The organism is Pseudomonas sp. Irchel 3H3 (assembly GCF_900187635.1).
GTDB lineage: Bacteria > Pseudomonadota > Gammaproteobacteria > Pseudomonadales > Pseudomonadaceae > Aquipseudomonas.
On sequence record NZ_FYEC01000002.1, the window covers coordinates 205,361 to 226,666 of the forward strand.

13 protein-coding genes and 1 other RNA gene are annotated in these 21,306 nt (G+C 59.0%); 7 read left to right on the forward strand and 7 right to left on the reverse strand.

The window, feature by feature from the left end; translation table 11 throughout:
- Positions 1-486: 486 nt before the first annotated feature.
- The 3 genes from CKW24_RS03905 (at position 487) to CKW24_RS03920 (ending at position 3,902) form a co-directional block, all read left to right on the forward strand.
- Positions 487-1,431, forward strand: a complete 945-nt coding sequence (locus CKW24_RS03905) for an STM4504/CBY_0614 family protein (protein WP_095165413.1) — start codon at positions 487-489, stop codon at positions 1,429-1,431.
- 798 nt (positions 1,432-2,229) lie between these two features.
- Positions 2,230-2,538 carry a tyrosine-type recombinase/integrase gene (locus CKW24_RS03910; protein WP_256585399.1) on the forward strand — a complete coding sequence of 103 codons (309 nt, stop codon included), beginning with the start codon at positions 2,230-2,232 and terminating at the stop codon, positions 2,536-2,538.
- Between the two features lie 485 nt (positions 2,539-3,023).
- Positions 3,024-3,902, forward strand: coding sequence for a DUF2971 domain-containing protein (locus tag CKW24_RS03920; protein WP_095165419.1), 879 nt, complete (start codon positions 3,024-3,026; stop codon positions 3,900-3,902).
- 64 nt (positions 3,903-3,966) lie between these two features.
- On the opposite strand, the gene CKW24_RS03925 is transcribed toward CKW24_RS03920, so the two are convergent.
- From CKW24_RS03925 to CKW24_RS03955, 7 genes are all read right to left on the reverse strand, one after another.
- The gene (locus CKW24_RS03925; RefSeq protein ID WP_095165421.1) at positions 3,967-5,049 is read right to left on the reverse strand and encodes a type I restriction endonuclease; all 1,083 of its coding nucleotides are present in this window, start codon (positions 5,047-5,049) and stop codon (positions 3,967-3,969) included.
- Positions 5,050-5,320: 271 nt separating this feature from the next.
- Positions 5,321-5,417, reverse strand: an RNA gene (ffs, locus tag CKW24_RS03930) — signal recognition particle sRNA small type.
- A gap of 293 nt (positions 5,418-5,710) precedes the next feature.
- Positions 5,711-6,877: a putative zinc-binding metallopeptidase gene (locus CKW24_RS03935; protein WP_095165643.1), complete on the reverse strand. Its 1,167-nt coding sequence runs from the start codon at positions 6,875-6,877 to the stop codon at positions 5,711-5,713.
- A 147-nt stretch (positions 6,878-7,024) separates the two neighbouring features.
- Positions 7,025-9,382 carry an NAD-dependent DNA ligase LigA gene (ligA, locus tag CKW24_RS03940; RefSeq protein ID WP_095165423.1) on the reverse strand — a complete coding sequence of 786 codons (2,358 nt, stop codon included), beginning with the start codon at positions 9,380-9,382 and terminating at the stop codon, positions 7,025-7,027.
- A gap of 128 nt (positions 9,383-9,510) precedes the next feature.
- Positions 9,511-10,365, reverse strand: coding sequence for a cell division protein ZipA (gene zipA, locus CKW24_RS03945; protein ID WP_095165425.1), 855 nt, complete (start codon positions 10,363-10,365; stop codon positions 9,511-9,513).
- Positions 10,366-10,621: 256 nt separating this feature from the next.
- Positions 10,622-14,110 carry a chromosome segregation protein SMC gene (smc, locus tag CKW24_RS03950; RefSeq protein WP_095165427.1) on the reverse strand — a complete coding sequence of 1,163 codons (3,489 nt, stop codon included), beginning with the start codon at positions 14,108-14,110 and terminating at the stop codon, positions 10,622-10,624.
- Between the two features lie 2 nt (positions 14,111-14,112).
- On the reverse strand, positions 14,113-14,772 hold the full coding sequence (locus CKW24_RS03955; RefSeq protein WP_095165429.1) for a GntR family transcriptional regulator: 660 nt from the start codon (positions 14,770-14,772) through the stop codon (positions 14,113-14,115).
- Positions 14,773-15,039: 267 nt separating this feature from the next.
- Here CKW24_RS03955 and xdhA point away from each other — a divergent pair, with 267 nt between their 5' ends.
- The 4 genes from xdhA to guaD all read left to right on the forward strand — a co-directional run bounded on the left by xdhA (position 15,040) and on the right by guaD (position 21,177).
- Positions 15,040-16,494 (forward strand): xanthine dehydrogenase small subunit, encoded by a 1,455-nt coding sequence (gene xdhA / locus CKW24_RS03960; protein WP_095165431.1) that lies wholly within the window; start codon positions 15,040-15,042, stop codon positions 16,492-16,494.
- Positions 16,487-18,886, forward strand: coding sequence for a xanthine dehydrogenase molybdopterin binding subunit (gene xdhB / locus CKW24_RS03965; protein ID WP_095165432.1), 2,400 nt, complete (start codon positions 16,487-16,489; stop codon positions 18,884-18,886). Before xdhA ends, xdhB begins: the two co-directional genes overlap by 8 nt.
- Positions 18,887-19,021: 135 nt before the next feature.
- Positions 19,022-19,864 carry a xanthine dehydrogenase accessory protein XdhC gene (gene xdhC, locus CKW24_RS03970; RefSeq protein ID WP_095165434.1) on the forward strand — a complete coding sequence of 281 codons (843 nt, stop codon included), beginning with the start codon at positions 19,022-19,024 and terminating at the stop codon, positions 19,862-19,864.
- A gap of 8 nt (positions 19,865-19,872) precedes the next feature.
- Positions 19,873-21,177: a guanine deaminase gene (gene guaD / locus CKW24_RS03975; RefSeq protein WP_095165436.1), complete on the forward strand. Its 1,305-nt coding sequence runs from the start codon at positions 19,873-19,875 to the stop codon at positions 21,175-21,177.
- The last annotated feature ends 129 nt before the right edge of the window (positions 21,178-21,306 follow it).

A 21,306-nucleotide genomic window follows, 5' to 3' on the forward strand; every position in this document is an offset into this window, starting at 1 on the left:
CTGAGCTTCCGTTTGACACACTTAGATTGCCCGCTGCGTAGTGATCAGGACCACAGAGGCACAGGCGAATCGAACGCAAGCAAATGGACGGGTTCGGGCAGTTACCCCTACAGCACGAGCCAACAGTAAGAAGAACCACGACTCCCAAAACATAAACCAAGGATGATAACGATGTCAGACAATCCAACATCGCTACGGCGGACGCAAACCGTGACGCCCTTACCACGGCCATTGAGGAAATGGCTAAGAAGCTTTTCAGACAACGGAGTCTAAATTGTCGCTGCAAACACTATGAGAGCCATGAAAACCTTGGATGAAGACTCCATGTGACTTTGGGTTTGCCCAAGGTCGAGCTTGGGCGTGCCTAATTTAGAGATGCTATCCACTTCCAGGTACACGCTTGTGATCGGCGATCTAAATGGCCTTGCAAATCTCACTCGGGATCGCGGATGATACAACCTCACAATTCAAGCCAAGGCGGCTGTGATGCCAATATACGACTTGTATTCCAAGCGTCAAAGGAAGTTGCGTGGTGAGGTTCCTGATGTCTATGTCTACGACGCTTTCCCTAACACGTTGCGAGCACAGTTATCGTACATGATCAAAGATCTTCTGGGAGATCAGGATAATTACCACCATCACCGGCTAAGGACGCCTAAGGCCCTGTACGACGAGATCGTTGTCATTTTAAAGAAAGAATACGGCTTACATTCTTTAGTAACAGGTTACGTCAACTCATCATTCACAGAACTCCATGACTTTCTGCTGCAAGAGCGAGATGTTGAGCGCTGCCTTGATGTCGTTGAGTTGTGCTATAGCCTCGGAGATACCTTTGCGCGTAAGTATTCTTATGCGGAACGCAAAAACTCGAACGAACACGTTGACGATTGCCTAAATGAACTCAATGAGAGATTCAAAGAGGCTGGGTGCGGATACGAACTTATAGATGGAAAAATCATTCGAATTGATTCCCAGCTACTGCATGCGGAAGTAGTGAAACCGGCTATTGGATTTCTCAACGGTGAAGAATACGAAGGTCCACGAGATGAATTCTTAGGTGCTTACGAGCATTACCGCCATGGCAACCAAGAGGAGGCATTGGTCGACGCCCTAAAGGCCTTTGAAAGCACAATGAAGGTAATCCTGACGGCTAACGGAAAAGCTTATAGTGCTGGTGACACGGCATCAAAGTTAATCTTAGCGTGCAGGGATGCTGATCTCATGCCTGCGTACAACGAGTCTCAACTTCAATCCTTGGTTAACGTACTCACCAGCGGCATACCTACCTTGCGGAACAAAAATGGGGGGCACGGCCAAGGCGAGGCTGTCAGAACTGTCGAACCAGAGATTGTTGCCTATGGATTGCACTTAGCTGCTTCTGCAATAGTCATGCTTGCTGGCCTGGAGGCAAAACGTCGGGCCGCTCATTAAGAGCCTGCAGAAAAATCCGAATCATTACTTCGGTACAGGTATGTGCAACTAGCGCCACCCAATGGAATTTTGGCTTGCCGTGCCTACATATCTACAGAAGTTATATTCAGGTCATGATGCCCCTCGAGCCTGCTGAAAATGAAAGGTAAAAGGGAATGATCCACCAGACCTAAAAACGAATGATGCTGGAATTATCAGTGCGAAAGGGGGCGGGGAACTCTAGTAACCTTTAACGAAATACGCTTCTTCGACTCCGTAATGTGGCCAAATCGCGAGTAATCCCATTGCCCTCCTTCCAACATAAACAAGCAGGAAGCCAAGCCACCCGCCCTTGGTCAATCCTAAGTAGAAACGGTGCCGCAAACCGTCACGATGTAATCGCGACAATCGTCCGCCCATGTTAGCGCGCAGCGTAAAGAATGACATCCATTTGAACATCCGGAACGAGACCACTTTCTCTTGGGCACTTGAGATAAATCAGTCGCGCATAATCACTTCCCGCACCTTGGCCTTACCTACTGGAGTTAAGGTAATTTCACCAAACTTATCTTCGCCAGCCCGAATACCAGTTACCCATCCGAATGAGATCAGCGTTGAGAGCGTAGATATATGACGTTCTTCAATCTCCCTTTTCTCGTGAATTCAAACCAAAAGGCTTTCCTCTCTCGTAAATATGGACATAATTCATCTTCCTGGCAAAGAACCTTAAGCTTACAGAGAATTATCAACTAATGCTTGGGAGGTTGAAGTAGAATTGAGCTAGAGTATCTATCGCAAACACGAGAGCATGCCGTTTACATAGGCCGCCGCAGGGCCGCTCACCCCACACACAAGTACCTATTCGAGGTGGACAGCAACCGGGCCAAGGGTAAGCCCGTAAGCCGTGTCTCAGTGGCTAACGCCTTCAAGGCCGCAGGTGAAGAAATGAGCCTGCAACTGGGCACCCACTCGATGCGAAAGACGCGGGGTTGGTTGATGTACAACGGTGGTGTGTCTATCGAGAAAATATGCAAGGTACTGAATCACAGCAGCCCAGCGGTCACGATGGCCTACATCGGCATCACCCAATCCGAAGTCGATGCAACGTATCACGAGTTCGTGTTCTAGCCTGTTACCACGCAGAGAACTGACGACAAGCCAATAGGACCCAACACATGGACGAGAAACCTAGCATCACCGCAGACACGCTCGAATTGCTCTGGTTGAACCAGCACGCTCTCAGAGCAGCCATCGAAGAGCTAGCACTATGGGTTAGACAACGAGGGTCCACTGACATCTACGAGAACGCAATGGTTGCCCTTGCGACCCTGGATGCGAATGCGGATGCAATCACATCAGGCATCGAGTCCGTTAGATCCTAGCCGCCTTCGGGCGGCTTTTCCACGTGATATTTTGGAATCGTATCTCCACGCTGGAACTTGGCACAGCGATGGCTCTTAACACCGCCCCACCTCGAGCGAAGCGTAGCCTTTTGCGGAACCCCCAACATTCGCAAATGGTTGGAAGTGATTCTACGAGCAGAACGCATAACCCCACTTTCCAAATCCAGCAACAATCACACCAAGAACTCTACGCGCAGCAAGGAACACGTCATGCCACAAGCGCTCTTCAAGTACATGCCTTACAGCACTGCAGATATTGTTCTAAAAAACCAAACACTGCGGTGGTCAACCCCTGCGACTCTCAACGACCCATATGACATCCAGTTTGACCTACGAATCGACTTTGATAGAAGCAAAGCACTCGAAAGCTCCATTGAGAAATTATGGAAGCTGTTTACTGGAATTGTGGAATGCAGCAAAGACAATCCTTGGTTCGAATACCAACAACTACTGCAAGAGCATTACAAAGGTGTAAAAAAAGAAATTTTCGCTGAACACATGAGCGAAGGTGTGCGTGAGTCTTTCGCCAAACTTGACGAGAACATTGCGAAAGCACACCAGGAAACCAGGCAGCTTCTATCAACTGTCAAAATTCTGTGCCTGACGGACTCCCCATTAAACCAGTTAATGTGGGCATATTACGCTGACAGCAACAAGGGCGCCGTTCTTCGATTCGAAGATTCTGAAGGCACGGAGAGCCCCTGCCGCATAGCAAGGCAAATTGATTACAGAGCCGAGATGCCTATGCTATACGACGAAGAAAAATTCTCTGATATTATTTCTGGCTTCGCCACGACTAATCCAAATGAAATTTTCAACTCGCTTATTTACACCAAATCCGAGGCCTGGAGTCATGAGCGAGAGTGGCGCATCTGCTCTGGCGATGGCCGAAACAAAGATGCGCCGTACGAGGACCTTCCATTTGATGCCAGAGAGCTTACCGGCGTAATCTTTGGTTGCCGAATGCCCAAAGAACAGAAACTTGAACTCTCGAAAAGGGTTAGACAACATTATCCGCACGCCGAACTTTTAGAAGCCGTTCCAATTAATCACAGCTACCAACTTACGACAGCACCATTTGAAGAATAGTGAAGGCCTTGCACTAAATGCACCGACTGCTTACCAAGAAGTCGGTGCCTTGCAACGACACGACCTACTCGTACACAGAGACCGTCGCCATCAGTTGCTCTGCAAACCCATAGATGTCATCCACGGAAGCTATGGGATGCCGCGTCTCGCTCTTCTCGTGATCGAAAATGCCGATGTACTTCTGACTACGATTAAAGTGAAGTCGGCATATTGGTTTACGATTGTTGTCATCGAGCAGAATACCGAAATAGCTTTGCGTATCCCGGTGAACAATCCGTTTCGCGTCAACTACCGCCCTAACGATAGCCTTCACGATATGAAAGCCTTCCAGCTCATCAAGCGTCGTTTGGACCAAATCCTCGCCAGACTCTTCAGCCGACTCGGCTGCCACACTGGTCTCCACGACAGATAGTGCGTAAGAAGGCTGAATAGCACCGCTCATGGCCGACTTGAGACGATCATTAATTTGATCTCCAAGAAACTGAACAAGAGCCTTCCGAGTCAAGATGGCGAATTGATCTCGAACCTTCTGCGTAATGATTCCATCGTAGACGCGAGTCGCGAAAAACTTCACAAAGTCATCGTTCGGCTGGCTGAACTGGGAAGCTATTTCTTTCTTTATCTGACTGACGTACTTCAGCTCACCAGCAGCACTGATAATTGAATCCACATCAAACGCCGACTTGGTCAGCTTCTGGAGCTCAGGGAGCACGTGCTCATCAAGGTCCAGCAGATCTAGCTCCAGAAACGGCTTCTCGTCCATTTTGTTCGGAGCATCTAGATCAGTGAAAAACCGGTACACCTGACCATTGGTGAGGATCGAGATACGGGCGCTGGTGACATGGAAATACCGGAAAAGCTGGCTCGCGTGATTGATGTGCAGCGGTTCGCCGATCTTCTTGCACTCGATGAGAATCTGGATCTCGCCATTCTTCATAATGGCGTAGTCAATCCTCTCGCCCTTCTTCGTACCCACGTCGCAGACGTACTCAGGGGTGACCTCAGAGGGGTCGAAGACATCGTAGCCCAGGACGGAGTTTATGAAGGGCATCACAAAGGCGATCTTGGTCGCCTCTTCAGTTTGGATTGCCGGACCCTGTTGTCGGATTTTGGCGGACAACGCGTTCAATCGCTCTACGAATTCCATGTCTCGCTCCTTGCTCAGTTGCCTCATCGTAGTGGCAGCCCACAATACTGGCAATTGCAAATCACGTTTTGTCTGACAAAGAAGATCCACGGAAGGCAGGACGAGCAAATTGCTGGGAGCACGCCGACGAGAGTGAAACTTGGAGTGAGTGTTGCAGCAAGCTAGAATGCGAAGCACAGTGCACCACTTTGGTGTACCTAAACGCTGTCACACTTCGAGATTTTTTACTGAGAAATCCTTGTAAAATCAAGGACTTAGAGATAGGTGGTAACCCCACCAGCCACACCCCGGCACACAATGTTCCCGCTGTGGCTGCTTCCTTCCGGATCTGACCAGGTTCACGGGTAATCGTTGCGGGGGGACCGATGGGGTCACCATAACGACACTCACCAGTCGGCGAGCCGCGCCATTGTACCTATCTGAGACGAAGTTACAACCGTTCCCGCGGATTAAAAAAAATGAGCCGCTTCAATGACATGCGATAGCCCTGCAAGATCAGGACGTGTATCCGCTGGCGCAGCCTGCGTTCGGCGGCTTAGCCGTCGTCGCCCCTGCTCACTTGACGGACCTGATTCAGCGCATGGCGGCCGCTGCGCGGCCGAACGCAGCCTCGCGGGCTCGGCAGCTGCTACGGGAATTGCGCGTACCCCTGTAACGCGGGCTACAGGCTCTGCACTGCCCGGTCGGCGCGGCCGCCCTCTTGCTGGATCACCAGGTGAATGAAATGCAGTTTGCCGATGACCGCTGACGGCAGGACGAAGGGATAGAAGTCCGGCTGGCCCATGCTGCGCGAGAGTTCGTTGAGCATGCCTGCCAGTTCGATCCAGGCATTGACGAACGACAGGAACGCCGCGCCGCCAGGGTGCTGCGGGTCATAGAGCACGCTGCAAGGAAATGCCGGGTAGTCGAAGTCCATCTGCCGAGCGCTCATGCCCAAACCCAGCGCCGTGTCCACCGCGTCCATCATGTGCAGGTAATGCGCCCAGGTTTCCGCCCAGTCTTCCCAGGGGTGCATGGTGGCATAGGCACTGACGTGGCTTTGCTGCCAATCCGCCGGGGCGCCCTGCTGATAATGCCGCTCCAGCGCCTCGGCATAACTGGTGCGCTCATCACCGAATACCTGACGAAAGCCCTCGAGCCACGGACCGTTGGCTATCAGGCGATCCCAGTAATAATGTCCGACCTCATGCCGCAAGTGCCCCAACAGGGTGCGGTAGGGCTCGCCCATCTGCACCCGCACTCGTTCGCGGTGCGCGTCGTCAGCCTCGCGGATATCCAGGGTGACCAGGCCGCTGGCGTGCCCGGTCATCGGCGACTTGCCTTCGAGATCGATGCTGACAAAGTCGAAGGCCAGTCCGCGCTCTTCGTCGATGGACCGGTCGATAACCTGTAACCCGAGGTCGAGCAATTGCGCAACCAGCCGGCGCTTGGCGATCTCCACCTTGCGCCAGTGTTCGTGATTTTGTGCGATGGACAGGTCGGGAATGGTCCGGTTCAGGCGGCAGGCAATGCAGTGCAACTGCGGATCATCGGCCGGCAGCAGCCAGTTGCAGGCTGCCGGGGTATCGAGGTTGGCGCAGCGACGGAACAGCCCAGCCCCAGGGTCGGCGTCCAACTGCCAGGTGTCCGGCTGCGGGCCGGGCTGCAGCGACGACAAGCGGCTTTGCTCAGGTTGGTAGCCCAGGGCTGCGGAACAGGCCAGGCACTGGCTGTTGCGAAAAAACAGCGACTGCCCGCACCGACACGGCCAGACCTTGCTGTTGCGTGAACTGTCGCCGATGAAGGGCGCGGCGATCCGCGCACTGAGCTGCTCGAAGAAACGGTACATGGCGATCTCTTCCTGGGGGCTGGCCAAGTCTAGATCCTGGCGCAGCGACTATCGTTCCCTCCGAGCATTCGGGTGTCGCCAAGCACGTCATCGCGGGCAAGCCGCAAGCGGGCGCCCGCTCCCACAGCAACTGGCCCGCGAAGGGGATCACACAGCAATACCGTGCCCAGCCAAGAACCCGACGAATGCCTCTTCATCCAACACCTTGAGCCCCAACTCATTGGCCTTGACCAGTTTCGAGCCGGCGCCCGGCCCCGCCACCACACAGAACGTCTTGGCCGACACCGAGCCCGCAACCTTGGCGCCCAGGCTTTCCAGCTTATCCTTGGCGACGTCGCGGCTCATCAGCTCCAGGGAACCGGTGAGCACCCAGGTCTGCCCGGCCAGCGGCAAGCCTTCGACGACCTTCTTCTCGCTCTGCCAATGCATGCCGAAGTCACGCAACTGCTGTTCGGCCGCCAGGGCTTGCTGGCGATTGTCCTCGATCGCAAAAAACTCGCGCACCGCGTTGGCCTGCTTCTCCGGCAGAGCCTGGCGCATGTCCAGCCAGTCCGCGTCGATCACCGCCTGCAGCGAACCGAACTTGTCGGCCAGCTTCTGCGCCCCGCCCGGACCGACCGAAGGAATGTGCAACTTGTCGAGCAGGCCACCGAGGGTGGTGCTCGCCGCAAACTCGGCGCCCAACTCGCCCTGGTCCTGGATCTCCAGGCCATGCGCCAATAGCTGCTTGATCACCTGCTGGTTGTGGTTGTCGGCGAAGAAGCTGTGGATCTCGTGAGCGACCTCCAGACCGACATCCGGCAAGTACGTCAGCACTTGCGGCAATGCCTGCTGCACGCGCTCCAGCGAGCCCAGCGAGCGCGCCAGGACCTTGGCGGTCTCCTCACCGACATCCGGAATGCCCAGCGCATAGATAAACCGCGCCAGGCTCTGGCGCTTGCTGTCGGCAATGGCCGCCAGCAGGTTCTTGCTCGACAGCTCGGCAAAACCTTCCAGGTCGACGATCTGCTCGAACGTCAGCCCATACAGGTCCGCCGGTGAGCTGACCAGGCCTTCATCGACCAACTGCTCGACGCTTTTTTCGCCCAGGCCTTCAATGTCCATGGCCCGTCGCGAAACGAAATGGATGATCGCCTGCTTGAGCTGCGCCCCACAGGCCAAGCGTCCGACGCAGCGGTACACCGCGCCCTCGCTGACGGTTTCGCGCCCCTTGCTGCGCTTGATCAACTGCGTGCGCTCGACGTGGGAGCCACAGACCGGGCAACTCTCGGGAATCTGCACGGGCCGGGCATCGGCCGGACGCCGCTCGGCGACCACCTGGACCACCTGCGGGATCACATCACCGGCCCGGCGAATGATCACCGTATCGCCGATCATCAGGCCCAGGCGCGCCACTTCGTCCATGTTGTGCAGCGTCGCATTGGACACCGTCACACCCGCCACTTTCACCGGCTTGAGGCGCGCCACCGGCGTCACCGCTCCAGTGCGGCCGACCTGGAATTCCACGTCGAGCAGTTCGGTGAGTTCTTCCATGGCCGGGAATTTATGGGCAATCGCCCAGCGCGGCTCACGGGCACGGAAGCCCAGCTCACGCTGCGCGGCGATGCTGTTGACCTTGAACACCACGCCATCGATCTCGTAAGGCAGTGCATTGCGCCGCTCACCGATATCGCGGTAGTAGTCCAGGCATTCGCCGATGCCCTTGGCCAGTTTCAGTTCACGACTGACCGGCATGCCCCAGGCCTTGAGTTGCTGCAGATTGCCGATGTGCGTGTCGGCAATGTCCGCCGACACCTGGCCGATGCCGTAGCAGCAGAACTCCAGCGGCCGGCTGGCGGTGATTTTCGAATCCAACTGGCGCAAGCTGCCGGCGGCGGCATTGCGCGGGTTGGCGAAGGTCTTACCGCCCGCTTCCAGTTGCGTGGCATTCAGGCGCTCGAAACCGGCCTTGGACATATAGACTTCGCCGCGCACTTCCAGGGTCGCCGGCCAGCCGCTGCCCTGCAGTTTGAGGGGAATATTGCGCACCGTGCGCACATTGACGCTGATGTCTTCCCCCGTGGTGCCGTCGCCGCGGGTAGCGCCGCGTACCAGCAGGCCATCCTGATACAGCAGGCTGACCGCCAGGCCATCGAGCTTGGGCTCGCAGCTGTATTCAACTTCGGCGCCGCCGCCAAACAGATCACCGACCGGCAAGTCCAGGCCTTCGGTGACCCGGCGATCGAACTCGCGCATATCGGTTTCTTCGAAGGCGTTGCCCAGGCTCAGCATCGGCACTTCGTGACGCACCTGGGTAAATGCCGAGAGCGCCGCACTGCCCACGCGCTGGGTCGGCGAGTCGCTGCTGATCAGTTGCGGGTTGGCCGCCTCCAGCGCCTTGAGCTCATGGAACAACCGATCGTACTCGGCGTCCGGAATGCTCGGCTCGTCCAGCACGTGGTAGCGGTAGTTGTGCAGATCCAGTTCAGCGCGAAGCTCTAGAATGCGTTTTTCGGCGGCGTTCATGGGTGTTCTCTCATAAAGCAAAAGAGCAGCCGAGGCTGCTCAATCTGTTGATGCGGACAAATTCACTGCAGGCGCTGAGCTGGCTCAGCGCCTGCAAGGTGCGGGAGGTATCCCACACATTGCCAATTTCAGCGCTTCTGGGTCAGCGCGCGGCGCTCGAATTCGACGATGCGCTGACGGTAGTGTTCGATGGTCTGTGCCGTCAGGACGCTGCGCTGATCGTCCTTGAGCTCGCCATTGAGCTCCTGGGACAACTTGCGTGCAGCGGCGACCATTACATCGAACGCCTGCTTCGGATGACGCGGCCCCGGCAGGCCAAGGAAGAAGCTGACCGCCGGGGTGCTGAAGTGGTCGATGTCGTCCAGGTCAAAAATACCCGGCTTGACCGCGTTAGCCATGGAGAACAGGACTTCGCCGTTGCCCGCCATGCTTTCGTGGCGGTGGAAAATATCCATCTCGCCGAAACGCAGGCCACTTTCGAGAATGTTCTGCAACAGCGCCGGGCCCTTGAAGCCACCGGCATCACGGCAGATCACGCTGATCACCAGCACTTCTTCGGCTTGTGGTTGGTCCTTGCTCGCCGCCCCGCTCGAGGCCTTGGTTTCATCCGGGAAATCGCCGTCACGGCTGCTGAAGCTCGGGCCGCCGTCCAGGTCCAGATTGAGGTTCAAGTCGCCTTGCGCCGGCTCGCCGTGGCCACGCTTGCCACGCTTGGAGCCCGACTCGCGGGGCTCACGGGCAGGCATGCTGACCGACGGCAGGTCGTGCTCGTCCAGTTGCGGCTCTTTGTGGTTATCGAGCACCCGCGGCGGGCCCAGCAGTTCGGCACCGCTGTCCTCGTCCGGCAGATTGGACAGGCTGCGGTCCAGGCGAAACTTGAGTTTGCCCTTGCCGCCGCGCATGCGCCGCCAGCCATCAAAAAGAATACCGGCAATGACTATGATGCCGATGACGATCAGCCACTCGCGCAGACCGATTTCCATGTAATCCCGTGCCTCTATAAAAAATGCTGAAAAATAAGGGGTTTACAAGCTGTAAACCGCTTTAAAACGTGGCGCCAACTCTATGTTCTGACAGGCGTTTTGCCCACGTACACGATAAATTGACATTAAACTAGCACGACCAAAGGTAACTTTACACCGTCTGTCACAATGGCTTCAGCGAATATGTCGATTGGCCAGTAATCCGTACCGGTAAAAATCCTTACTTCCCATAAACATATGGCTTAAACCCAGGACGTCAGGCGTCCACCATCGCCATCGCCTCCTCGACATCCACAGCCACCAGACGCGAACAACCGGGCTCGTGCATCGTCACCCCCATCAACTGGTCGGCCATTTCCATGGCGATCTTGTTGTGGGTGATATAGATGAACTGCACCGTCTGCGACATCTCTTTGACCAGTCTTGCGTAGCGTCCAACGTTAGCGTCATCCAGCGGGGCGTCAACTTCATCGAGCATACAGAACGGCGCAGGATTGAGTTTGAAGATGGCAAATACCAGGGCCAATGCAGTCAGGGCTTTTTCGCCGCCGGAGAGCAAATGGATGGTGCTGTTCTTCTTCCCGGGTGGACGCGCCATGATTGTCACCCCTGTATCGAGTAGATCTTCGCCCGTCAGTTCCAAATAAGCGCTGCCGCCACCGAAAACTTTTGGAAACAAGGCCTGCAAACCACCGTTGATCTGATCAAAGGTGTCCTTGAAGCGATTGCGGGTTTCCTTGTCGATCTTGCGAATGACGTTTTCCAGGGTATCGAGGGCTTCCACCAGGTCGGCGTCCTGGGCGTCGAGATAATGTTTACGCTCGGACTGTTGCTGATATTCGTCGATGGCCGCCAGGTTGATCGCCCCCAGGCGCTGAATCCGTGCGGCGATGCGCTCAAGTTCTTCTTCGGCGTCGTTCTCGTTCGCCTCGGCCACCAGGGTCGCGAGCACGCCGTGCAGGTCGTAGCCGTCTTCGAGCAATTGCTCCTGCAGGGTTTTGCGGCGCACGGTCAGGGCCTGCCATTCCATGCGCTGCTGCTCGAGCTGGCTGCGGATCAACTGCGACTGCTGTTCCGCCTGGGTGCGCCGCTTCTCGGCCTCGCGCAGCTCACGGTCGGCCTCCTCCAGCGCGACCTGGGCGGTGCGCAGTTCTTCATCGACACTCATGCGCTTGTCGAGCAGCTCTTCGAGCTTGAGCCGCAACTCTTCCAGCGGCGCCTCACCCTCCTCCAGGTTGAGGCTCAGCTGTTCACGCTTTTCGGTCAGGCGCTCGGACTGCAGCTCCAGGCGTTCCAGGGCCTGGCGGGTGGAATCGTGTTGCGCCTTGAGTGAACCCAGGCGCACCGCCAACTGGTGCGCATGATCCTTGTGCTGCCGGGCTTCCTGGCGCACCCGGTCGAGGCGCTCGCGCAGGCTGTCGCGCTGGGCCAACAGCAACTCGCGCTGCTCGGTGTCCAGGGCCATGCTGTCGAGGGCGCCCTGCAATTGCAGGCGCGACTCGCCGATCTGCTCATGTTCGAGCTCGCGCTGCTCGCCCAGCTCCACCAACTCTTCGTCGAGTCGGGTACGGCGCAAGGTCAACTGCTCGGCCTTGGCCTTGCCCGCGGACAATTGCGCCTTGAGCTCGCCCTGCTGGCGCGCTTCGTCCTGCAGCAGGCGGCGCAGGTGTTCGCGGCCGTTTTCCTGTTGCCGCTGCTGGGCGCGCAGGTTCTGCAGGGTGGTTTCAAGCTGTTCGACCGTGGCTTCACGCTCCTCGCGCTCCAGGCCCAGGGCCTGGATTTCCTGGCCACGGGCCAACACCCCGCTTTCGGCTTCGCTGGCGCGACGCACGCGCAAAAAGTGCCGGCCGATCCAGTAGCCGTCGCGGCTGATCAGGCTTTCGCCTGCCGCCAACTGGCCGCGCAAGGCCAAGCCCTGCTCAAGGGTTTCCACCGGTTTGACCTGGCCCAGCCACGGCGACAGGTCGATCTGCGCCTCGACCTTGTCCAGCAAGCTGCCTACCACCCGCACACCGTCGATGCCCGGGCTGAGCAGGCGCAAATCGCCCTGGGCAAACCCAGCCAGGTCGAGGCCGGCAAAATCATCCACCAGCACTGCCTGCAAGTCGGCGCCAAGCACGGTTTCCACCGCCAGCTCCCAGCCCGCCTGCACGCTCAGGCCCTCGGCCAGGCGCGGGTGCTCGGCCAGTTCTTGCTCACGCAACCATTGCGCCGTGCCGGTACCCGGGTCGAGCGCGGCTTGCTGCAAGGCTTCCAGCGACGCCAGGCGACCATTGAGTCGTTGCAGGTCGCCCTGGGCCTGCTGCTGATTGTGCAAGGCCTGCTGTAGCTCCTGGCGCAACTGTTCAAGGCGCTCGACCTGGGCCTGCTCGCTGGCCTGCAAGTCCTCGAGGGTTGCTTCGCTGGCGGCGAGTTGCTCGCCCAGCTCCATGATTGCCGCGTCTTCCGGGTCCGCCGCGAGCAGGTCGCGCTCCTCGGCCAGGCGGCGTTGGCGCTCGGCCAAGCGCTCGACGCTGGTTTCCAGCTGCTGAATGCGCGACTGCTGCACCTCGGCCTGGCGCCGGGGCTCGGCCGAACTGAGGTTGAAAGCGTCCCACTGCTCCTGCCAGCCATGCATGGTGGTTTCGGATTCTTCCAGCGCGGCTGCGGCTTCCTCGGCGGCGGCGCTGGTGATTTCCTGCTCCGGGGTCAGCATGTCCAGCTCTTCGCCCAGGGTCAGCAGCAGCGTGCGGTCATGACCCAGGTGGGATTCGGTTTCCAGGCGCGCGCGCTCGGCTTCCTTGAGATCGTCCTGCAGCTGGCGCAAGCGTTGCTGGCCGTGCTGGATACTCTGCTCGACCCGGGCGATGTCGCCGCCAACCGAATAAAAGCGCCCCTGCACCAGATTGAAGCGTTCGGAGAGATCGTGGTGGCCGTCACGCAAGCGTTCGATGCTCGCATCGGCATTGCGCTGCTCGGCCACCAGGGCTTCGAAACTGACTTCCTGATTACCGATGATCGCTTCACGCTGGCCGACCTGCTCGTTCAAGGCCTGCCAACGCAGCGCCGACAGCTGGGCCTTGAGCTGACGCTCCTCGGCTTTGTATTCCTGATACTTCTTGGCGGACTCCGCCTGGCGGTGCAAGCGTTCGAGCTGACGCGTCAGCTCTTCGCGCAGGTCGGTCAGGCGCTCAAGGTTTTCGTGGGTGCGGCGGATCCGGTTTTCCGTCTCGCGCCGACGCTCCTTGTATTTGGAGATTCCCGCCGCTTCCTCGATGAAGTTGCGCAGGTCTTCGGGCTTGGACTCGATCAGCTTGGAGATCATCCCCTGTTCGATGATCGAGTAACTGCGCGGACCCAGGCCAGTGCCGAGGAAAATGTCGGTGATGTCGCGGCGCCGGCACTTGGTGCCGTTGAGGTAATAGGTGGTCTGGCTGTCGCGGGTGACTTTGCGGCGAATCGAAATCTCCGCATAGGCAGCGTATTCACCGAGCAAGGTACCGTCGGAGTTGTCGAATACCAGTTCGATACTGGCCTGGCTCACCGGCTTGCGGCTGGTGGAGCCATTGAAGATGACGTCGGTCATCGACTCGCCACGCAGGTTCTTCGCCGAGCTCTCGCCCATCACCCAACGTACGGCGTCGATGATGTTCGACTTGCCGCAGCCATTGGGCCCGACCACCGCCGCCATGTTACTGGGGAAGTTCACCGTGGTCGGGTCGACGAAGGATTTGAACCCCGCCAGTTTGATGCACTTGAGCCGCACGCTCAGGCCGCCGGCAAGGCAGACAGCACCAGGTCGCAACTGCGCTGGGCGTAGGCCGAGAGCACGATGCGGATCTGTGGCAGGTCACGGGCCAGCACGGCGGCGAGCAGGCGTTCGAACAGTTCGAGGAACTCGCTCATTTCCGCCTTGCGTTGTTCCAGGGCCAGGAAATACGCACGACTCATGGCCGGCTGCAGATTTTCGACAGTCTCCTGCAGGTAGGGGTTATCGGCGAACGGGTACGCGGCGCGCATCACATTGAAGCTGTCGTCGACGAAGGTGCGGATGTCCTGGCGTTCGTAGCTGGCGTTCAGGCGCTGCTGGATCTGCACGAAGGGCGCCATGTCGGCCTGGACGCGCCAGCCATTGGCCACGGCGTTGCCCAGCAGGATGTACAGCTCGCTCATCAGGGTGCACAGGCTCTGCACCTTGTGCGCGGTGAGCTCGGTGACATGGGCGCCGCGTCGCGGCAGGATCGCGATCAGGTGGCGTCGTTCGAGGATCAGCAAGGCTTCACGGACCGAACCGCGGCTGACATTGAGCGCCAGCGTGACCTTCTGTTCCTGGATGCGCTCTCCTGGCTTCATTTCGCCGCGAATGATGCGTTCGGCGAGGTGTTGAGCAATTTGCTCGGCGAGGCTGTCCGGCGCCTTGAACGTCATGGTTTTCCTTCAAACTCTTCGATCTGTACAAGCGGCGCAGTGTAGCGCACTTGGTAGTGGATGATGCAGGGCCCGGCCAGTGGAAATTGGCACGATTCAAGCAAAAAGCGAGCTGGGCCCAGAGGGTCAATACTCAAAGCATGAGGTTGCTGATCGACAAAAGGTAATTTCCTGACCTTTAAGTCAGAAAACCATTGACCGAAAAGTCAGACCTGATAAATTCAGGTCATAACGGTTAACAACAATAATGAGTCTGCGAGGCCTTCCGTGATCCAGTTTTTACTCAACCAGGAACTCCGTAGCGAGCACGCCCTGGACCCCAACCTGACTGTGCTCAACTACCTGCGCGAGCACTTGGGCAAGTCCGGCACCAAAGAAGGTTGCGCCAGCGGTGACTGTGGCGCGTGCACTGTGGTGGTCGGTGAACTGCAAAGTGATGACGCCGGCCGCGAACATATTCGCTATCGCAGCCTCAACTCGTGCCTGACGTTTGTCTCCTCGCTGCATGGCAAACAGTTGATCAGCGTCGAAGACCTCAAGCATCAAGGCCAACTGCACAGCGTGCAGAAGGCCATGGTCGAATGCCACGGCTCGCAGTGCGGCTTCTGCACGCCGGGGTTTGTCATGTCGTTGTTCGCCCTGCAGAAAAACAGCGACCAACCCGACACCCACAAGGCCCATGAAGCCCTCGCCGGCAACCTCTGCCGCTGCACCGGCTACCGGCCGATTCTCGAAGCCGCCGAACAGTCCTGCTGCGGCAAACAGCCCGACCAGTTCGATGCCCGTGAAGCCGAGACCATCGCCCGCCTGAAGGCCATCGCCCCCACCGACATCGGTGAACTCAACTGCGGCGACAAACGTTGCCTGGTGCCGTTGACCGTGGCTGACCTGGCCGACCTCTATGACGCCTATCCGCAAGCCCGGCTGTTGGCCGGCGGAACTGACCTGGCGCTGGAAGTCACTCAGTTCCACCGCACCCTGCCAGTGATGATCTACGTCGGCAATGTCGCCGAAATGAAGCGCATCGAACACTTTGCCGATCGCCTGGAAATCGGCGCGGCCACCGCCCTCTCCGACTGCTACGAGGCCCTCAAGGCCCAATACCCGGACTTCGGCGAACTGCTGCAACGCTTCGCCTCGCTGCAGATCCGCAACCAGGGCACCCTGGGTGGCAACATCGGCAATGCCTCGCCCATCGGCGACTCGCCACCGCTGCTGATCGCCCTGGGCGCACAGATCGTGCTGTGCAAAGGCAACACCCGCCGCACCCTGGCCCTGGAAGACTACTTCATCGATTACCGGGTTACCGCGCGCCAGGAAAGCGAGTTCATCGAGAAGATCATTGTGCCGCGCGCCAGTGCCGTGCAGCAGTTCCGCGCCTATAAAGTGTCCAAGCGCCTGGACGATGATATTTCCGCGGTCTGCGCCGCCTTTAACCTGCGCATCGACAACGGCGTGATCGCTGACGCCCGCGTCGCCTTCGGCGGTATGGCCGCCACCCCGAAACGAGCCAAAAGCTGCGAAGCGGCACTGCTCGGTTCGACCTGGAACCATGCCACCGTCGAAGCCGCGTGCGCGGCCCTGGCCGAAGATTTCACCCCGCTCTCGGACTTTCGCGCCAGCAAGGAATACCGCCTGCTCAGCGCGCAGAACCTGCTGCGCAAGTATTTCATCGAGCTGCAAACACCGCACATCGAGACCCGGGTGACCGCTTATGTCTAATCATCACGCCGTAGAGAAGACCCAGGCCGAACTGGCTGAACTGTTCGCCAAGGACCTGACCACCGGGGTCGGCCGTAGCGTCAAGCACGACAGCGCCGCCAAACACGTGTCCGGTGAAGCCCAGTACATCGATGACCGGCTGGAGTTTCCTAACCAGTTGCACGTCTATGCACGCCTGTCGGACCGCGCCCACGCAAAAATCATCAGCATAGACACCCAGCCCTGCTACGCCTTCGAAGGCGTGCGCATTGCCATTACCCATGCAGACGTGCCGGGCCTCAAAGACATCGGGCCGCTGTTGCCGGGCGATCCGCTGCTGGCGATCGATGACGTGCAATTCGTCGGTCAACCGGTGCTCGCCGTCGCGGCGAAAGACCTGGAAACCGCGCGCAAGGCCGCCATGGCCGCGATCATCGAATACGAAGACCTGGAACCGGTGCTGGACGTGGTCGAAGCCCTGCGCAAACGCCACTTCGTACTCGACAGCCACACTCACCAGCGCGGCGACTCGGCCACTGCGCTGTCCACCGCCGAGCATCGCATCCAGGGCACGCTGCACATTGGCGGCCAGGAACACTTCTACCTGGAAACCCAGATTTCCTCGGTGATGCCGACTGAAGACGGCGGCATGATCGTCTACTGCTCGACCCAGAACCCCACCGAAGTGCAGAAGCTGGTGGCTGAAGTGCTGGACGTGTCGATGAACAAGATCGTGGTCGACATGCGCCGCATGGGCGGCGGTTTCGGCGGCAAGGAAACCCAGGCCGCCAGCCCGGCGTGCCTGTGCGCGGTGATCGCCCACCTGACGGGCCAACCGACCAAGATGCGCCTGCCGCGGGTCGAAGACATGCTGATGACCGGCAAGCGCCACCCGTTCTACGTCGAGTACGACGTCGGCTTCGACAACAGCGGACGCCTGCACGGTATCGCCCTCGACCTGGCAGGCAACTGCGGTTGCTCGCCGGACCTGTCGGCCTCCATCGTCGACCGGGCGATGTTCCACTCCGATAACTCGTACTACCTGGGCGATGCGACCATCAATGGTCACCGCTGCAAGACCAACACCGCCTCGAACACCGCTTACCGTGGTTTCGGCGGCCCTCAGGGCATGGTCGCCATCGAAGAAGTGATGGACGCCATTGCCCGCCACCTGGGGCTCGACCCACTGGCCGTGCGCAAGGCCAACTACTACGGCAAGACCGAGCGCAACGTCACCCACTACTACCAGACCGTCGAGCACAACATGCTCGAGGAAATGACCGCGGAACTGGAAGAAAGCAGCCAGTACGCCGAGCGTCGCGAAGCGATCCGCCGCTACAACGCCAACAGCCCGATCCTGAAAAAGGGCCTGGCGCTGACCCCGGTGAAATTCGGCATTTCCTTCACTGCCAGCTTCCTCAACCAGGCGGGCGCACTGATCCACGTCTATACCGACGGCAGCATCCACCTCAACCATGGCGGCACCGAGATGGGCCAGGGCCTGAACATCAAGGTCGCGCAGGTGGTGGCCGAAGTGTTCCAGGTGGAAATCGATCGCGTACAAATCACCGCGACCAACACCGACAAGGTGCCGAACACCTCGCCGACCGCAGCCTCCAGCGGTGCCGACCTCAATGGCAAGGCGGCGCAGAATGCCGCAGAAATCATCAAGCAGCGCCTCGTGGAGTTCGCCGCGCGCAAGTATGAAGTCAGTGAAGCCGACGTGGAGTTCCACAACGGCCACGTGCGGATTCGGGATCACATCCTGACCTTCGAAGCGCTGATCCAGCAGGCGTATTTCGCCCAGGTCTCGCTGTCCAGCACCGGCTTCTACAAGACTCCGAAAATCTTCTACGACCGCAGCCAGGCCCGCGGCCGTCCGTTCTACTACTTCGCCTTCGGTGCGGCCTGCTGCGAAGTGCTCATCGACACCCTGACCGGCGAATACAAAATGCTGCGCACCGACATCCTGCATGATGTCGGCGCCTCGCTGAACCCGGCCATCGACATCGGCCAGGTCGAAGGCGGTTTCATCCAGGGCATGGGCTGGCTGACCATGGAAGAGCTGGTGTGGAACAACAAGGGCAAGCTGATGACCAACGGCCCGGCCAGCTACAAGATCCCGGCGGTGGCCGACATGCCGCTGGACCTGCGGGTCAAGCTGGTGGAAAACCGCAAGAACCCGGAAGACACGGTGTTCCACTCCAAGGCCGTCGGCGAGCCGCCGTTCATGCTCGGCATCGCCGCCTGGTGTGCGATCAAGGACGCGGTGGCGAGCCTGGGCGACTACCGGCACCAACCAAAGATCGACGCACCGGCGACCCCGGAACGGGTGTTGTGGGGCTGTGAACAGATGCGCCAGTTGAAGGCGGTGAAGCCAGTCGAAACTGAGTCTGAGTTGGCTCCGCTTTGAGACTGCGTCGCGCCCTTCGCGGGCAAGCCCGCTCCCACAGGGTCATGTGCTGACTGATGGACCGGTACAAATCCAATGTGGGAGCGAGCTTGCTCGCGATAGCGGACTAACAGACACACAGATGTCGAGGTGAACATGTACAACTGGATCGACGCCCTCGCCGACCTGCAATCCCAGGGCGAAGCCTGCGTCCTGGTGACCATCATCGAAGAGCTCGGCTCGACGCCGCGCAACGCTGGCTCGAAAATGGTCATCAGCGCCACGCACACCTACGACACCATCGGTGGCGGGCATCTGGAATACAAGGCGATGCAAATCGCCCGGCAGATGCTGTCCAGCGGCAAGCAGGACACCCACCTGGAGCGCTTCAGCCTCGGCGCTAGCCTCGGCCAGTGCTGTGGCGGCGCCACCGTGCTGTTGTTCGAACCCATGGGCCAGGTGCAGGCACAGATCGCCGTGTTTGGCGCCGGTCATGTCGGCCGCGCCCTGGTGCCCCTGCTCGCCAGCCTGCCCTGCCGGGTGCGCTGGATCGACTCGCGGGATGCTGAGTTCCCGGAACACATTCCCCATGGCGTGCGTAAAATCGTCAGCGAAGACCCGGTGGACGAAATCGACGACCTGCCGGCGGGCAGCTACTGCATCGTCATGACCCACAATCACCAGCTCGACCTGGAGCTCACGGCCGCCATTCTCAAGCGCAACGACTTCGCCTACTTCGGCCTGATCGGCTCGAAGACCAAGCGCGTGAAGTTCGAACACCGCCTGCGCGATCGCGGATTCGACACCAGCACCGTGCAACGCATGCGTTGCCCGATGGGCATCGGCGAAGTCAAAGGCAAGTTGCCTGTGGAAATTGCCATCTCCATCGCCGGCGAAATCATCGCCACCTATAACGCGAATTTCGGCCAGGGCACCGCTCGCGCCGAACCCATTGCCAAACTGCTGCCCGCCTCACGCCGCAGTCAAGCCACGAACTGAGAACCCCCATGCCTTCGACTCGCAAAGCCTATCGCGCCGCCATCCTGCACAGCATCGCCGACCCTGCCGTGGTCGGCATTGAAGCCTCTTACCAGTATTTCGAAGATGGCTTGCTGGTCACCGAAAACGGCCGGATCAGCGCCCTCGGCCATGCCAGCGAGCTGCTGGCCAGCCTGCCGGCGGACATTGAAGTGGTCCACCACAAAGACGCCTTGATTACCCCTGGCTTCATCGACACCCACATCCACCTGCCGCAAACCGGCATGGTCGGTGCGTATGGCGAACAATTGCTGGACTGGCTCAACACCTACACCTTCCCTTGCGAAAGCCAGTTCGCCGACAAGGCCCACGCCGAAGAAGTCGCCGGGATCTTCATCAAGGAACTGCTGCGCAACGGCACCACCACTGCCCTGGTGTTCGGCAGCGTGCACCCGCAATCGGTGGACTCGTTCTTCGAGCAGGCGCAAAAACTCGACCTGCGGATGATCGCCGGCAAGGTGATGATGGACCGCAACGCGCCGGACTACCTGACCGACACCGCTGAATCCAGCTACGAGCAAAGCAAGGTGCTGATCGAGCGCTGGCACGGCAAGGGCCGCCTGCACTACGCAGTGACCCCACGCTTTGCGCCGACCAGCACCCCGGAGCAACTGACCCTCGCCGGCCAGTTGCTCAGCGAGTACCCCGACCTGTACATGCAGACCCACATCAGTGAAAACCTGCAGGAGATCGAATGGGTCAAGGAACTGTTCCCGGAGCGCAAGGGCTACCTGGATGTCTACGACCATTACCAGTTGCTGGGTGAGCGCTCGGTGTTCGCCCATGGCGTGCACCTGTGTGACGACGAATGTGCACGGCTGGCCGAGACCGGCTCGGCGGTGGCGTTCTGCCCGACTTCCAACTTCTTCCTCGGCAGCGGCCTGTTCAACCTGCCGATGGCCGAGAAACACAACCTCCTCGTCGGTCTCGGTACCGACGTCGGTGCCGGCACCAGCTTCTCGCTGCTGCACACCCTCAACGAAGCCTACAAAGTCATGCAACTGCAAGGCGCACGCCTGAGTCCGTTCAAGTCGCTGTACCTGGCGACCCTCGGCGGCGCCCGCGCGCTACGCCTGGAAGACCGGATCGGGACCCTGCAACCGGGCACCGACGCCGACTTCCTGGTGCTCGATTATCACGCCACACCGCTGCTCAGCTACCGCCTGCAACAGGCGAACAACATCGCCGAAACCCTGTTTGTGCTGATGACCCTGGGGGATGACCGGACGGTGCTGCAGACTTATGCGGCGGGGAACCTGGTGCACCAGCGCTAGGTTTCCACAGGCATAAAAAATCCCCCTGCGCTTTGCAGCCTGGGGGATTTTTCTTGTCTGTCAGATTGCTATCGTCGGAACGCCGCCCGGAGCAAGCCCGCTCCCACAGTGATCTTCGGTGATTACAAA